The organism is Pantoea sp. X-Soil-MYKO-1785, assembly GCF_059730675.1.
Window position 1 is genome coordinate 103,591 of record NZ_AP036002.1, and the last position, 14,536, is coordinate 118,126.

At 48.2% G+C, this 14,536-nt stretch carries 12 protein-coding genes and 1 pseudogene; 3 read left to right on the forward strand and 10 right to left on the reverse strand.

Annotated features, from left to right (window positions below):
- Positions 1-306: 306 nt before the first annotated feature.
- Positions 307-1,311, forward strand: coding sequence for a LacI family DNA-binding transcriptional regulator (locus AC6I8D_RS23680; protein ID WP_497821100.1), 1,005 nt, complete (start codon positions 307-309; stop codon positions 1,309-1,311).
- On the opposite strand, the gene AC6I8D_RS23685 is transcribed toward AC6I8D_RS23680, so the two are convergent.
- From AC6I8D_RS23685 to AC6I8D_RS23700, 4 genes and pseudogenes are all read right to left on the reverse strand, one after another.
- A complete protein-coding gene (locus AC6I8D_RS23685) occupies positions 1,304-2,188 on the reverse strand; it encodes an NAD(P)-dependent oxidoreductase (RefSeq protein WP_312759930.1) in 885 nt (294 codons plus the stop codon). The genes AC6I8D_RS23680 and AC6I8D_RS23685 overlap by 8 nt on opposite strands.
- Positions 2,189-2,245: 57 nt before the next feature.
- Complete coding sequence (locus AC6I8D_RS23690; RefSeq protein WP_031377937.1) at positions 2,246-3,601, reverse strand: NAD(P)H-dependent oxidoreductase; 1,356 nt, start codon at positions 3,599-3,601, stop codon at positions 2,246-2,248.
- 34 nt (positions 3,602-3,635) lie between these two features.
- Complete coding sequence (locus AC6I8D_RS23695) at positions 3,636-5,093, reverse strand: MFS transporter (protein WP_312759928.1); 1,458 nt, start codon at positions 5,091-5,093, stop codon at positions 3,636-3,638.
- Positions 5,094-5,571: 478 nt separating this feature from the next.
- Positions 5,572-6,503, reverse strand: a pseudogene (locus AC6I8D_RS23700) (Rpn family recombination-promoting nuclease/putative transposase).
- Positions 6,504-6,912: 409 nt separating this feature from the next.
- Here AC6I8D_RS23700 and AC6I8D_RS23705 point away from each other — a divergent pair.
- Positions 6,913-7,200 (forward strand): hypothetical protein, encoded by a 288-nt coding sequence (locus AC6I8D_RS23705; RefSeq protein WP_312759926.1) that lies wholly within the window; start codon positions 6,913-6,915, stop codon positions 7,198-7,200.
- A gap of 65 nt (positions 7,201-7,265) precedes the next feature.
- Here AC6I8D_RS23705 and AC6I8D_RS23710 read toward each other — a convergent pair whose 3' ends face one another.
- The 4 genes from AC6I8D_RS23710 to AC6I8D_RS23725 all read right to left on the reverse strand — a co-directional run bounded on the left by AC6I8D_RS23710 (position 7,266) and on the right by AC6I8D_RS23725 (position 11,541).
- The gene (locus AC6I8D_RS23710) at positions 7,266-8,885 is read right to left on the reverse strand and encodes a cholesterol oxidase substrate-binding domain-containing protein (RefSeq protein WP_312759924.1); all 1,620 of its coding nucleotides are present in this window, start codon (positions 8,883-8,885) and stop codon (positions 7,266-7,268) included.
- Between the two features lie 21 nt (positions 8,886-8,906).
- On the reverse strand, positions 8,907-9,143 hold the full coding sequence (locus tag AC6I8D_RS23715) for a phage holin family protein (RefSeq protein ID WP_409519818.1): 237 nt from the start codon (positions 9,141-9,143) through the stop codon (positions 8,907-8,909).
- A 123-nt stretch (positions 9,144-9,266) separates the two neighbouring features.
- A complete protein-coding gene (locus AC6I8D_RS23720) occupies positions 9,267-9,788 on the reverse strand; it encodes a winged helix-turn-helix domain-containing protein (RefSeq protein WP_312759922.1) in 522 nt (173 codons plus the stop codon).
- 775 nt (positions 9,789-10,563) lie between these two features.
- Positions 10,564-11,541: an Rpn family recombination-promoting nuclease/putative transposase gene (locus tag AC6I8D_RS23725; RefSeq protein ID WP_497821101.1), complete on the reverse strand. Its 978-nt coding sequence runs from the start codon at positions 11,539-11,541 to the stop codon at positions 10,564-10,566.
- Positions 11,542-12,137: 596 nt separating this feature from the next.
- On the opposite strand from AC6I8D_RS23725, the gene AC6I8D_RS23730 reads away from it, so the two are divergent.
- On the forward strand, positions 12,138-12,347 hold the full coding sequence (locus AC6I8D_RS23730) for a YdgH/BhsA/McbA family protein (protein ID WP_312056173.1): 210 nt from the start codon (positions 12,138-12,140) through the stop codon (positions 12,345-12,347).
- 205 nt (positions 12,348-12,552) lie between these two features.
- On the opposite strand, the gene AC6I8D_RS23735 is transcribed toward AC6I8D_RS23730, so the two are convergent.
- Positions 12,553-13,101: an NADPH-dependent FMN reductase gene (locus AC6I8D_RS23735; protein WP_312760129.1), complete on the reverse strand. Its 549-nt coding sequence runs from the start codon at positions 13,099-13,101 to the stop codon at positions 12,553-12,555.
- A gap of 34 nt (positions 13,102-13,135) precedes the next feature.
- Entirely contained in the window at positions 13,136-14,254 is a 1,119-nt protein-coding gene (locus tag AC6I8D_RS23740; protein ID WP_312760127.1) for a porin, read from the reverse strand.
- Between the last annotated feature and the right edge of the window lie 282 nt (positions 14,255-14,536).

Sequence of the window (14,536 nt, forward strand, 5' to 3'; positions counted from 1 at the left end):
GCGCCAGAGCGACAGACAGGGTAAAGGAAATCACCCGGTCACGCTTAAGACTGCTCCCCATGCTGAGGACTATTACTGGCTGCGCGTGGATCCTGGTGTGACGGATCTGCCGGAAAAGAGTTTGGCTAAAACCCGGATATCTCAAAACAGCCTTAATCACCTCCCGCCAACACCAAATCCTCCAAAGCAGAGTAATGCAGTCTCACGCCTGCTAAAGAAGGCTGATCACTGAAGAACGTTTATCTTATGAAGTGATTAATCTAACATGACCTTAGCTAACCTGATGATGTGAGGCTGAGTGTTGCGTTGACAGAGAAAAAGAAAAGTACCATCAAAGAGGTGGCGGCCTTAGCAGAGGTCTCTATCGGTGTGGTTTCTCGGGTATTGAACCCCGGTTCAGGTTCAGTATCTGAACGCACCCGTCAGCGTATTCTGGAGGCAATGCAAACGCTGAATTACACTCCTCAAAGTGCCGCTCGTGAGCTTAAAACCAGTCTGAATAACACTATCGGCCTGGTTGTAGCAGACATCGCAAACGATTTTTTTTCTGAGATCTCCGATCTCATTGTCCGCCGCGCCAGAGAAATGGCGATGAATGTCATTTTGGTGACTACCCAGGAAGACCCGCTACTGGAGCGGGAAAGCTTGAGTATGTTAATGCAAAAGCGGGTTAAAGCCATTATAGCAACGCCCACCAGCGCAAATAGCGATATGTGGAAATCCATTAGCGAAATGGGCATCGCTATTGTTTTCATCGATCGCTACCTTAGCGAGGTGACACATGCCAGCGTCATCGGCTTCAACAATGAAGCTTCCGCTTGTGAGGCAACCCGCTATCTTGCTCAGCAAGGCCATCGCCGTATTGGCTGGATAAGCGGGCCGCTGAACACCTCGACCTCTTTGCAAAGGCTGAAGGGTTATAAACAAGGATTGAAAGAGTATGGAATTGACTGGGAAAAACAGTATGCGGTAGTGAAGAACTTTCGTGATCCGCTAGCCAGTCAGGCGCTTGATGAGTTGTTATCGCTTGAGGAACCACCGACTGCAGTCATTATTGGAAATACGTCGATTGCACCGATGATTATGTCGCGCATCCGGCAGTTGAAGCTCTCTGTTCCTGAAGACCTCTCGCTGATTGTTTACCATGACAGCCACTGGAGCCGTCTCCTGAGCCCGTCAATAAGCGTTATCAAACATCCTCTTGAAGCGTTGGCCGATAAGGCACTATTAAGTCTCTCCGTTGAGAAGCAGACGACCTGTGAACTAAACAGCACCTTAATCAAACGTGAGAGCGTGGCCCGGGTTAAATAGTCATGCCGTTTAAACGCTGAATTTGCCTGATAATGGCGCAGTGATCTAAGTCGCCATCGCCAGCTTCAATCATCTGGCTGAAAAGCTGGTTCACCGTCTCAGTCAGCGGCAATGTCAGACCAAATTGCTCAGCCAGCGCCACACTACTGCGCGTATCTTTAAGCTGCCACTTTGCCGCGCCGCGGGCCTTAAAGTCCTGGTTTACCATACGTTCCCCTTGCTGTTGCAGCAGGGTTGAGTCAGCAAAACCACCCAGCAATGCTTCCCGCACTTTTGCCGGATCGGCTCCGCCGCGCTGGGCAAGGGTAAAGGCTTCCGACAACAAGCTTAGCGTGCCTGCGACAATAATCTGATTGGCGAGTTTTGTCAGCTGACCCGCGCCCACCTCACCGACCCGCGTGACTTTTCCCAGTTGAGACAGCAGAGGGCGTAACCGGTCAATAGTTTCTGCCTTACCACCGGCCATCAATGACAATGTGCCGTTTTCAGCCCCCGAAGTGCCACCTGAGACAGGCATATCGATATAGTCCGCCTGTGCTGCGTTCGCCTTGTGTTGCTGCTCAATCACAATCTGTGGCGACAGGGTGCTCATCATAATAATGACTGCTTTTTTCTCGATGTGCTTCAGCGCATCATCAGTAAAAAGAACATCGTTACAGGCTTGAGCATCGCTCAATAAACAGATGATGACATTACTGCCTGCTATTAACCGGGCGGGCGTGTCTACCGCCGTAACGCCATACTTTTCCAGCGCATACGCTTTATCTTTAGAACGATTCCACACCGCAACGGAGTAACCGGCAGCAGCTAAGCGCCGTGCCACCGGCTGTCCCATTAATCCGGTGCCAGCCAACCCAATACGTATTTCTGAAGCCATGTTGTTCCTCCTGACATTACCCGCTACTGCAACGTCAATAGCGGGTAATATCACTGTTTATAATCCTGCCAGACTGACCATCTGCTTGCGCAACTCGACGATATCCAGATTGTTATCAAACTGAACATCTGAAAAACGCACCGCTTTGTCTTTGGCGACATCTTTCACCAGACGAACGTGATGCGCTAATCCCATAGGTAACAGATCCTGCGCCACGCTGATGTTAGCAGGCAGAGCATTGGCCCAGACGGTAAACCCACCTTCGCCATCCAACATTTCGCCCGCTTTGAGGTCTCGTTTAGCCGTTGCGACAGCATCACCCCGGAAGCTTAAAGCCGAACCGGTGGCTTCATTACGCAGCACCGCAGAGAGAATACTGATGCTGGTTTCAAGGCCAATGAGATGGAAAGGGCGCCACATAGAGGCATACCAGCCACTGGGATCGGTCAACAGTCCGTACTGTTTAAAACAGGCGCGGCTGTATTCATCCCGGGCTTTAAAGGTGACAAATACGCCATAGCGAATGTTGTTCAGTACCTCCCTGCCATCTGGCTCCTGGCTGGCAGCAATATCCACCAGACCGCTACGGCTCAGTCGCCCACCGTCAGACTCAGGTGAGAAGACCCGCGCCAGGTCATGCACACCGGCTGGAGGGAAGGCCAGTCCGTTATCAGGACAATCCAGTCCGGTAGCGTTGGCCACCGCCGCCATTTCAATTGCCGCTTTGGTGCCGTCGGTGAAGGAATTGTACATCTTTGGATTAAAGTCTCCGGCCGCCACTTCTTCTTCGCTCCAGCCGAAAAATCCCCAAACTGTATCCGGAGTAGAATAGCGATAGCGTGGTTCAAAGTTCATGCCTTTGCCGGCCGCAACAATTTCAAATCCACAGGCTTTGGCCCAATCCACCAGCTCACAAATAATGGCGGGTTGATCGCCGTACGCCATGCTGTAAATCACACCATTTTGACGCGCACGCTCAGCGATTAACGGGCCACACAGCACATCGGCCTCAACGTTTACCATCACCACATGCTTGCCATGTTCAACCGCATGGAGTGCATGACGCGTTCCCGCCAGCGGATGTCCAGTGGCTTCAACAATGCAATCGATCTGCTCGCAGCGGAACAGTTTTTCCGCATCCTCAACCACACAGGTTGAACCTTCGCGTAACGCAGCCTCGATAGTTTGTGCCTGATACTGAGATTCAGGCCAGCCCACGCGCGCCAGAGCTGCACGGGCTTTACTCACGTCAAGATCGGCAATGGCGACCACCTGTAAACCGTCCAGATGGCGCAGTTGGGCAAGAACCATCGACCCAAATTTACCTGCGCCAATGATGCCAACCCGGATCGGTTGTGCTGCACCTGATTTCACGGCACAGGCACGCTCAGCTAACAGTGCTGCTAAGTTCATTTTCTACTCCTTGACAGGGTTTGATGCGTGGGATTTAACGCCAGCCAGCGACCTGACGGCGACTTTTACTCAGGAGATAAATCAGTAGCGGCGAGAACAGCACCAGAATCGATAACAGATAGAGGCCGTTTTGTGATTTACCGGTAAGAGAAATAGTGAGACCCACCAGGAAAGGGCCAAAGAAACCGCCAACATTCCCGATAGAGTTGATGAGCGCCAGGCCACCCGCAGAACCCTGGCTGGTAAGGAAGGAGGCGGGCAGAGTATAAAACGTCGGTACACATGCCAGCATACCAACAGTCGAAAGCGTCAATCCCAGCATGGATATGACGGGAGAATCGCTGATAGCTGCGACCACGAAACCGACAGAAAACAGCAGCGAAGGCAGAATGAAATGCCAGGTGCGCTCGTTGGTTTTGTCAGAATGATTTGACCACCAGCACATCACCACGGCACCCACGATATAGGGAATAGTGCCAAGCAGTCCTACCACCGTGTCTGAATAGTCGAAGCGTTTAATAAACTGCGGCATCCAGAAACCGAGACCGGTTAAGCCAATGACCGTAAAGAAGTAAGCCAGGCCTAAGATCCATACCCGCCGGTCTTTGAACATCGCTTTCAAACCAGAGTGGCCCACCGCTAATGTTGCCTGCTGCTCTTTTTCCATCAGCTCCTGATAGGCCTGACGTTCCTCGGGCTTAAGCCAGGAAGCTTTAGCCGGTTTATCCGTGAGGTAAAGAAAAACGATGACTGACAAAATTACCGGCGGACATCCTTCAATTAAAAACAGCCACTGCCAGCTTTCCAGCCCACCCACATCATGGAAATTGTCGAGAATATATCCTGATAAAGGATTGGCAATAATAGCGGCCAGCGGAACACCTAAATAGTAAATGGAGAAAACCCTGGCCAGCTCTTTTTTGGGAAACCATGTGGTGAGATAAAAAACAATACCTGGCGCCAGACCTGCTTCGGCTACACCTAATAAAAACCGCAGGATACTGAGACTCACCACACCTTGTGCGAACGCCATCGCCATCGAAATCACACCCCAGGTGATCATGATCCTGGCTAACCAGAAGCGTGCACCATAACGTTCCAGCAGAACATTGCTGGGAATTTCAAACAGGATGTAGCCAAAAGAGAAAATGCCGACAGCGAAGCCAAAATGCTCAGGCGTTAACCCTAAAGACTGGTTCATGGTTAATGCCGCCATGCCGATATTAGAACGATCAATAAACGCCAGCAGATACATCATCAGGATCAGCGGCATTAAGCGCATCCGGGCTTTTTTGATCGCGCCACTGGCCAGTGATGATATTTCTGGCTGAGGATGATCCGGCATCACATCAATGCCGACCAGTGAATTATCGTACTCTTCTACGTGTTTCATGATGTATCCCAGTAGAGTTATAACCCCCGGAAATATCACGGAAAATGCATATATACCGCGACGCCTGAGTCCAAAAGTAAAACGTTTTACTTTTTGCAAGTTTTACGACAGAGCGGTCAACAGTCAAGGGATGAAAGCGTGAAGTTAAAAAATTGTGACTGAGTTAACGCATAGCGATCGTCAAGGGTAATGCGCTTTGGTACGAGGACTAAAATCACTCCTCTGGCGTTTAAACAGCGGCGATCATAACGTTGAGTTTTGGCAGTTCTGGCGCTTTGGCCTTGTCATCAAGGGCAATCACTTGCCAGCCGCCGGTATCCTGATGAGGGAAGGGAGGCTGTTAGCTAACCGGGTTTTAACAGGCAGGATTTGCTCAGTCGCGTGCCCACAAACGTTATCAGTTACGTGCACACAGGGAAGCTACCGATAAGGCGTGATGTCGGTCTCATTTCCGATTAAATGCTGCTGAAGTCCATGAGATTACTGAAGGCGCAGAAGGGCCAGGATATCACCGAAAGGTTACAGTGAGGCTGAGGCTGACGGCCGGGTAGTGCGGCCGGAAAAACTAACCAATGAGTCAGTGACGGATTTGTGCCAGTTCATCTTCCGTCAGGCCTGTCATTTTCATGACGGTGCTCTGATCGATGCCGTTCTGCAGCATGGTACGCGCAACTTCGAGTTTGCCTTCGTTTCGGCCTTTTTCGATGCCGCGCTGTTCACCCAGCTGGATACCTTGCTCGATACCCTTCTCGATGCCCTTCTGCTCAAGCTGCTGTGCGATGGTCATATGTGCGTCTCCGTGTTGCGGCACACGCTGTGCCAGTTCGCGTACAAAGGCCCCGGCATCAGCTGTTTCGCCTGCCTGTACAATACCAGCGATATCACCTGGGATGAAGACAGATATCCGGCCAGCAGAATGGGCGCCAGCCTGTCCACCAGTTCGGCCAGATCGCGCTGATGAATGTGCTTCTGCAGCAGGGTCAGGGCAGCCATACTGCGATGGTCCGCGATTTCATCATCCGGAATGACGGTAACATCAATCAGCGGAAAAGCCTGGCTATAAAGTCTGCCTGCCAGTTCCGGATCGTCAAACTCATCCAGCCATCGTGTTGAGTGCGGATACGGACTGCGTTTACCTGTGTAAAACAGCACCGGGATCACCAGTGGTAACTTTTTATGGCCCGCCTCAAGGTGCCGCTGCATTGCAGCCACCGCATAGCGGATCAGGCGAAAGGCCATGTGCTTATCGGGTGAGGACTGGTGCTCGATAAGCACGCGAACATAACCCTCACCGGCTGTGGTTTTCAGGCTGTAGAGCACGTCACTGAAATACTGGCGGAGATCATCCTCGACGAACGAACCGGATTCCAGCTTCAGCGTACTTAAGTCACAGATAGCACGCAGCTCTGCGGGCAGATGGAGTTCCATGAAATCACGGGCGACATCCGGGTGGGTCAGAAACTGCCGGCTGTACCGTAGGGGAATCGCTATAGCTTCTTTCAATGATATTTAACATAATCTATGTTTTGCGCACCTGATTTAACTATTCAGAACGTGATGTAACAGATTTCAGGTCGGACTAAGCTGGAATATTCTCACCGGAGAAGCTATTAAGTTCCATATAGGGCAATGGTCAAGGCACAGAGCGTTTTCGTTATGGGATAATCTGTATTGCACACTGCACCTTAAATTATTAACGATATTTTTACATAATTGAAACCCGAGCCTCTCAAAAGACATCAGAGATAACGCTTTGATGAATCAGGAAATTATAATCATGTGATAAATGTCACCTTTATTAAATTATAAATGCATTTGGTATTGTATATATTTTCCCCACGTATAAAAGTAAGCCTGCAGTTAAAGCTGTGATGTATTTTAAAAAATGTCTATTAATTCAATATAAAAGGATTTGATTGTGCGAGAACTTACTACAAATGAGATCGAAAATGTCTCTGGTGCGTTTTTATTTTCTTTTCTTGGTGAAACCATTATAGATGCAGTTAAAATTATTAATGATGTTTTAAATACAAACCTGGTGTCATCAGTAGGTAGATTTTTTGATGCTATTGGTCTTGGTAGTATACATTACGCCGCTGATTCTATTGGCTATGGGATTTTTTCGGCAATAGCAGGGATCGGTGCACTTCTTGGCGGCGATGCAGAAAGAATTGACTATCACTTTAATAATGAATGGGGTGCATAGTATAGTTTGATTTATCACAGGGCATACAGACTCCGGCGTGAGTGTCTGTATGCCCTGACATGAAGTTAACTACTAAAAATCTTGTCAATTAATGGAGAAAAGTAGATATGATGAGGATCGTATTTTTCTAAAGTTTTGACTGCAAATTCCCATCCACTATCCTTATTTAAACCCGCAGTAAAGCTATCAGGAATACGCTCTTTTAAAACCTTTTCATTTTCCCAGGCTCCTGATGAAGTGTAACCCCAGCCTTTACTCCATTCTACTCTGGCCATTGCATAATCACCGGCATAATGACTAAAAATCCATTCTTCCATTTCACTATAAAACTTTAAAGCATCCGGGGTGTCAGGCAGAGTTAAAATATCCAGCCATATAGCGACATCCCATTCCGGGTGTGAATCAACAGGCCGGGCTGCTGATAACGCAGGCGGTAATGCACCTGGAACGTTAGTATCTGTTGGAAAATCTAAACCAGTAACACGCACTTCAATCGGACCATTCATTGGGTACGAGTTTACTGCTTTATATTCATTAACCATCATTTCATACCTGATCATGAATTCATTAAGCACTTTTTGGATATTAGAACGCCTGGTTATAATGGCATATCCATTTGCAGTAACGCGAAGAGTATCAGGTTTTACATACATCAGTAAATCTTTACTCCATCCCCATAAATCACCACTGATAGTCGCCCCTAACCCTGTATTTACCAGGGTTAGCATCGTGGCACCTAAAGTCGGCGTCAGCTCTGGAAAACCATTAGCTATTTTTTTCACCAGGTCAGATATTTGAACCGGAATTGTATGAGAAAAAGGATAATTGAATGGGGAATGTACTGGCTTGGATATGGTGTTGTATGTCGGCGAGTTAGTCCAGACTTTCAACCACGGCTTTGTCGTAAAAGGAAACCAGATGATTTCTGCCCGGCCTGCTTTATTTAAATAGTAGCTGAAATTTCGCGGAGTACTCTCATCCTTGCTAAAAAGCTCCTGGGCCGTTATGTTCATAAAGCTCTGACATCTGAGACGCTTGTTACGTGGTACCTGCAGCGTAACTTCGAGAATGAACGCACGCCCTACGTGGACCAGAAAAGCAGATGTTTCTGCATTCTCTCGCTTGAACTCCTTTATCACATAAAGTTGGCTGTTTTCATCCCATACAATAGCTTTTAATTCAGTAATGCTGTTGCTGACCGATCCCCAGCTGCCGCCGTCCGTTAATGCTTCATTCAATGCGGGTATACATGTACCATGCCCTCCGATAGCGAGTACACCTCCCAGTGAGAGATCACCGGGCGCGGGCATGGCGTAAAAACCCAGTTTCTTTTTCTCAAGGGCTGTAGCTAACGCCTCCATTTTGATGCCGGTTTGAGCAGTAACGTACCCGTGATCTCCCTGTTTCGTGATAGTTAAAGAGTTAAGGTGTTTAGCCATATCGATGAACACAACATCTTCATTTTTATCACCATTATCGATGGTTAACCTTGACCAATTGTGTTGATTTCCTAGCGGCCGAACGCGGCACTTGTTCATCTTTGCCCAATTAATGACCGCCACTAATTCTGAAGAATTTTTAGGTGCGCACGTAAGAACGGCTTTACCTGAGGTTTCTTTGGACCAGTTAATAAAATCAGTATGATAATTACCTATTGGGAAAGAATTTTTACCTGTTACGTTCATTATAAACCCTTATTCAAAATATTATGAATATCCGGCAGCTATGACTTTGCTGCTGAAAAAAGACATTGTCCCGCATAAAAACATCGCCCTGTATATATCAGTTTGCAGATAAAAACATAACGCACCTATCAACATGCCAGAGAATAGAGACAACGACATGTCAGCAAAGAATCGAGAAGATTCTGAAGTTAGCGTTCTTCTTTTGTAGCCATTTAAGTATTTAGTTAACCCTCCTAAGAAAGACGTTAATAAAACCATAAGCCAGTTTATTATTTGTAAGTCGAATTGCAAAGCCTACCTCCTCGTTAAGGGTGAGCAGTATTAATGCAACTTAAAATTACCTGACAGGGAGATAACCCTCAATAAAAAAATAAATATTTATCACTCTATTTGCTCTGTGTTATAAATCACCGACTTTATTATTGCCTTGATTAAAACACCTCTGCAATTAAAAAAAACAACTTTGCGGTTCATTTTGGTGTAAACACCCTCTCTTTTCGAATAGCTTATAGTCATTGGTATTTTTATTTCTTTCATTTTCCTCCTTACCAGATATATGAGTTGTGAGATGTTATGCGCTGCGATCCCTTTGCATCTATTCCCCCACACACATGAAACAACGGTTTCATTATCAACCTGCATTATTTTTTTGTTTTTTACTAACAATTCAAAAAGAAGGAACTCCTTCTTGCTCAGTGAAATACACTTTCCGTGAAATATAATGCTTCTGTCTTTTTTATCTATAAAAACTATCATGCACGCATCTTCCTTGTTGTTGTTACCGCGATAATAAATAGCAAATATCACGAGGAAGTACATTAAAAATTTACGCATTGTAGTCAATTTTATGTTTTTTGTTTTTTTATTAACTTTTCTTTTTTTGTTTTCCATGGATTTATGCATTTATGCATGCGCACCTTATAAAATGAATGTTTATTTCTCATCTTAGCCTGATTTTTAAAATGCTGTGAGCATGAGTAAAATATAGATATCTTACTTACATTTCGGTTGGTGAGTCGGGACGAATATAATTACTGGCGCTCTGTCCTTCATAATGAATCCACACTCGTTAATAGAGGCAAGAGTAATATGCAAAACGGCAGAGTTATCCTGCTTAACGCTTGCGACAGGAGTGGAATTAGCAGCAGGGTGTAAGAGTTAAACCGGCTCTCTGGATGAGATTGCGCGCTGGCTACATACTCAGCGGCGGACTGCAAATATCAATTCGGCAAAATGGCCGTCATTCAGCTCTGAAGGGATTTGTACAACCGTTAGCGACCTTATGCCGTTACGCAGCATCGCAGGGCTTCCTGCGCGCTGCCAGTGCCTTACAATCTGGCCGATTACAGGCTTTAAACCTGTCAACTGCGCTATCTCTGACAGATTTAATACAAACTAATCCTTACTTAATTGGCCGGACATGTTACAGGTAAGTCGCCATTGATACTGACAGGGAATGGCCTGCCACCACCAGTCAGTGATTCCAGACTGCGGGGGCACGGACTGTTCCGTATACACATAGGAAGCTACTGGTAAGACATTAATGGGGTCTTATTCCCGATTAAATGCTGCTGAAGTCCCTGAGATTACTGAAGGCGCAGGAGGGCCAGGATATCATAGAAAGGGGGACTGTGAGGCTGAGGGCCGGGTAGTGCGGCCGGAAAAACTAACCAATGAGTCAGTGACGGATTTGTGCCAGTTCATCTTCCGTCAGGCCTGTCATTTTCATGACGGTGCTCTGATCGATGCCGTTCTGCAGCATGGTACGCGCAACTTCGAGTTTGCCTTCGTTCCGGCCTTTTTCGATGCCGCGCTGTTCACCCAGCTGGATACCTTGCTGGATACCTTGCTCGATACCCTTCTCGATACCCTTCTCGATACCCTTCTCGATACCCTTCTGCTCAAGCTGCTGTGCGATGGTCATAAGTGCGTCTCCGTGTTGCGGCACACGCTGTGCCAGTTCGCGTACAAAGGCCCCGGCATCAGCTGTTTCGCCTGCCTGTACAATATAGTGTACCAGCGATATCACCTGGGATGAAGACAGATATCCGGCCAGCAGAATGGGCGCCAGCCTGTCCACCAGTTCGGCCAGATCGCGCTGATGAATGTGCTTCTGCAGCAGGGTCAGGGCAGCCATACTGCGATGGCCTGTGATTTCATCATCCGGAATGACGGTAACATCAACCAGCGGAAAAGCCTGGCTATAAAGTCTGCCTGCCAGTTCCGGATCGTCAAACTCATCCAGCCATCGTGTGGAGTACGGATACGGACTGCGTTTACCTGTGTAAAACAGCACCGGGATCACCAGTGGTAACTTTTTATGGCCCGCCTCAAGGTGCCGCTGCATGGCAGCCACCGCATAGCGGATCAGGCGAAAGGCCATGTGCTTATCGGGTGAGGACTGGTGCTCGATGAGCACGTGTACGTAACCCTCACCGGCTGTGGTTTTCAGGCTGTAGAGCACGTCACTGAAATACTGGCGGAGATCATCCTCGACGAACGAACCGGATTCCAGCTTCAGCGTACTTAAGTCACAGATAGCACGCAGCTCAGCGGGCAGGTGGAGTTCCATGAAATCACGGGCGACATCCGGGTGGGTCAGAAACTGCCGGAACGTGGCATCGTGAGGAGTTGGTGTGCGGTTTTTCTTCTTCATCCGTTCCGGCTCTGAAAAATAACCGACGTATGTTACCACAGGCAGAAAACCGTCGGTATGGATGGTGAAAAGACCCGCTACTCCCGCAGGAAGCCATTCGGGTTATTTTTAGCGTTTACGGACATACTGTTTCATCGCGTAACCGCTGATAAATGAAACACAATTATCTTTGCTCGCAGGGGGCCAAGCCAGAGGAGTGATGGAGTCATAAAATACCGTCAATACGGCAGGGAAATGTTATAGCTACTCTCGACATTATTTAGCAATAATCACATTTTTCGCATTTAAATCGCTGGCATTTCCATTCTTCTTTCCAGACAGCAGCATCCGTTCAGCCAGGCCTTAGCAGCAGTTACCGCCAGATAAAACATGCCCTCACTCCGACGGCACCACTAATCCGCCGCTCTCAAAAGATGCGGCCACGCATACTAAAAAAACCGCCTCTGTTTAAAACTTTCTGCCGCAAAATCATCATTCATATTTTTTGATTAAGTAAAGCAATAAATACCGATTTTCATTATCAGGCCTGTTCTCTATTATTCATTCCATCGAGGCACAACGCCTCACAAACTAAAACTCAACTTCAGGAACTGACCATGAAAAACTTCAAAAAATTCGTTGTTGTCGCTGTACTGACCTTTATCTCATCAGCAAGTTTTGCGCAGACCGTAACCGCGACAGCCTCCACGCTGGATGGTGCGGAAGCACAAATTGCGGCCCGGGCAAAAATGGCCGGTGCGGATTACAGTATTACCGAGGCTTACAGCGGTAATCAGGTCCATATGACCGCGCGACTGATTAAATAATCATGGTCGCAAAAGGATTTGCCAGAAAGGGCTGCCGTCAGGCGGCCTTTTCTGGTTTTGCGGGTTGCTGAAGCGGTATATAAATTTCACGCCGGCCATGCCATAAGCCAGATTCTGGCTGCCCGTCACTGCCCCCTTTAAATGCCTTCCGCAGCACCTGTTTTGTACAGCAATACGTCGGAGCTGCGCTTAAAGAATGCCGCGCTTATTTACCTGCAAAATCTCTGAAAGCCACCAGCTGGCGTGACAGGAATTGACGGGTAGATTGATCGGTCAGGATACCGTCTGTAACCTTATCACTGACTTCACCAATGATAGCCTCCGGCTTGTTGAGGATACGGGCATCGAAGTAGCCGAGGATCTGTCGCAAATGCAGTTGCGCCCTTACCCCACCCAGCTTGCCGGGCGAAGCAGACTGAATCAGTACCGGCTTACCGGCGATCGGCTGAGGTGATACCCGGGACAGCCAGTCGAGGGCATTTTTGAGCACGCCCGGAATCGAATGGTTGTATTCCGGTGTGATGATAATCAGCCCGTCGGCTTTGTAAATTGCCTCAGCCATCGCCAGCACTTCAGTTGGAAATCCTGCTGCTTCGGTGTCCTGGCTGTAATGCGGGAATAAACCTGGCGATCCTAACGGCTCAAAAGTGACACCTTCAGGTGCCAGTTGCGGTAGCGCGGCTGCAATGGCGGCATTAAATGAGCCGGCGCGCAGGCTGCAGGTTAGCGTGACAAACTTCAGGGCAGTATTCATGGTGATCCTCATTATTCAGTAAACAACGGCACAATCAGAACTGATAAACCAGGCCGACGGCCAGAATATCATCGGTGGATACGCCGGCCTGTTGAGAAAATTCGCTGTTATCAATCAGGTTGAGTTTGTAATCGACGTACGCCAGCATATTGCGGTTAAACAGGCAGGAGCCGCCAAAGTCGATGAACTTCACCAAATCCTGACTACCGTAGACGCGGCCATTACCTGCCGCGCCAAGGTCTTTTGCCCGGGACTGGCTATAGGCGATAAAAGGAACCCAGCCGGTATCAAAGGTATATTGTGCAAACAGTTCGATGATATCTGACCGGTTAGCGTAGCCATAAATCCCGGTTGCACTGCTGCTGCCAAACCGCGAGGCATTGAATGCCTGCGTATACATCACCGCCAGATAGAGGTTGTGGGCGTCATATTTAAGCGACGCAGAGTAAGCTTCCGCTTTGTCGCCCTCCCCCATAATCCCGGCGTCACTGTTCTGGGCAGCGGTACGACCGGAACGGGTTAACGCTCCCACCGCTTTAAAACCTGCGCCAAAGGAATAAGCGGCAGAGACGCCGTATCCCTCACCATTCTGACGCAACACATCCCGTGTACCCGGTTCACCCGTGCCGCTATTTTTCCCCTGATACTGCAGGGCAAAATCCAGACCGTTCACCAGGCCAAAGAAATCGGTGTTGCGATAAGTGGCCAGGCTGTTTCCTCGCCGAAACATAAACTGATCGGTGTTATAGGTTTGCGCATCAAACTCGGGCTGCATGTCGGTCTGGCTCAGCGCGTCATACAACACGCCGACATTGCGGCCATAATCAAATGACCCGTAGCGACCGATCTTAATACCGGCAAAACCGAGGCGGGTGAACAGACTGTTGCTGTCACTTTCTGACTGGTTAGTGTTGAACTGACCCTGCCACTGGCCATAGCCAGTGATCTGCTCAGCGATCTGGCTTTGTCCTTTAAAACCTATTCGCATATAAGACTGATCGCCATCCTGGCTTTTGTCACCACTTATATAACGCAGCCCGGAAACCAGACCATACAGGTCAATCTTATTCCCGTGGTTATTATAAATTTCAGCGGCGGACACTGGCAGGGTTAAAAAAAAAGACGACATTAGCGCCAGATAATTCGCTTTCATTCATTCCTCATAGCCTGATAAGACCGCTAGCCGGCCTCGTCAGACAGGTTCACGTCGCCGCTGATTGCTTGATGTCAGGGCAATAAATTTCCGCAAGGGGAGACAAAGGATTATCAGACGCGAACGGGGGAAAAGAGAAGTTATACAAAGGGATAGGTATACCAATGGATAATAGCTAAAACGCTTAATCTGTTTCCTGCCGTTCGCCCGGACAGTGTGACGCCGCCACAGAATACGCATCTCAGGATGTTCAAATTAACTGATTTACTTCAGCATAATCTC

Excerpts from the sequence above, each read along its gene's own strand:
- AC6I8D_RS23685 (WP_312759930.1), bottom strand. The coding sequence starts at position 2,188 with ATGGCTTCAGAAATACGTATTGGGTTGGCTGGCACCGGATTAATGGGA.
- AC6I8D_RS23690 (WP_031377937.1), bottom strand. The coding sequence starts at position 3,601 with ATGAACTTAGCAGCACTGTTAGCTGAGCGTGCCTGTGCCGTGAAATCA.
- AC6I8D_RS23710 (WP_312759924.1), bottom strand. The coding sequence starts at position 8,885 with ATGAACGTAACAGGTAAAAATTCTTTCCCAATAGGTAATTATCATACT.
- AC6I8D_RS23715 (WP_409519818.1), bottom strand. The coding sequence starts at position 9,143 with ATGGTTTTATTAACGTCTTTCTTAGGAGGGTTAACTAAATACTTAAAT.
- AC6I8D_RS23720 (WP_312759922.1), bottom strand. The coding sequence starts at position 9,788 with ATGCATAAATCCATGGAAAACAAAAAAAGAAAAGTTAATAAAAAAACA.
- AC6I8D_RS23725 (WP_497821101.1), bottom strand. The coding sequence starts at position 11,541 with ATGAAGAAGAAAAACCGCACACCAACTCCTCACGATGCCACGTTCCGG.
- AC6I8D_RS23730 (WP_312056173.1), top strand. The coding sequence starts at position 12,138 with ATGAAAAACTTCAAAAAATTCGTTGTTGTCGCTGTACTGACCTTTATC.
- AC6I8D_RS23735 (WP_312760129.1), bottom strand. The coding sequence starts at position 13,101 with ATGAATACTGCCCTGAAGTTTGTCACGCTAACCTGCAGCCTGCGCGCC.
- AC6I8D_RS23740 (WP_312760127.1), bottom strand. The coding sequence starts at position 14,254 with ATGAAAGCGAATTATCTGGCGCTAATGTCGTCTTTTTTTTTAACCCTG.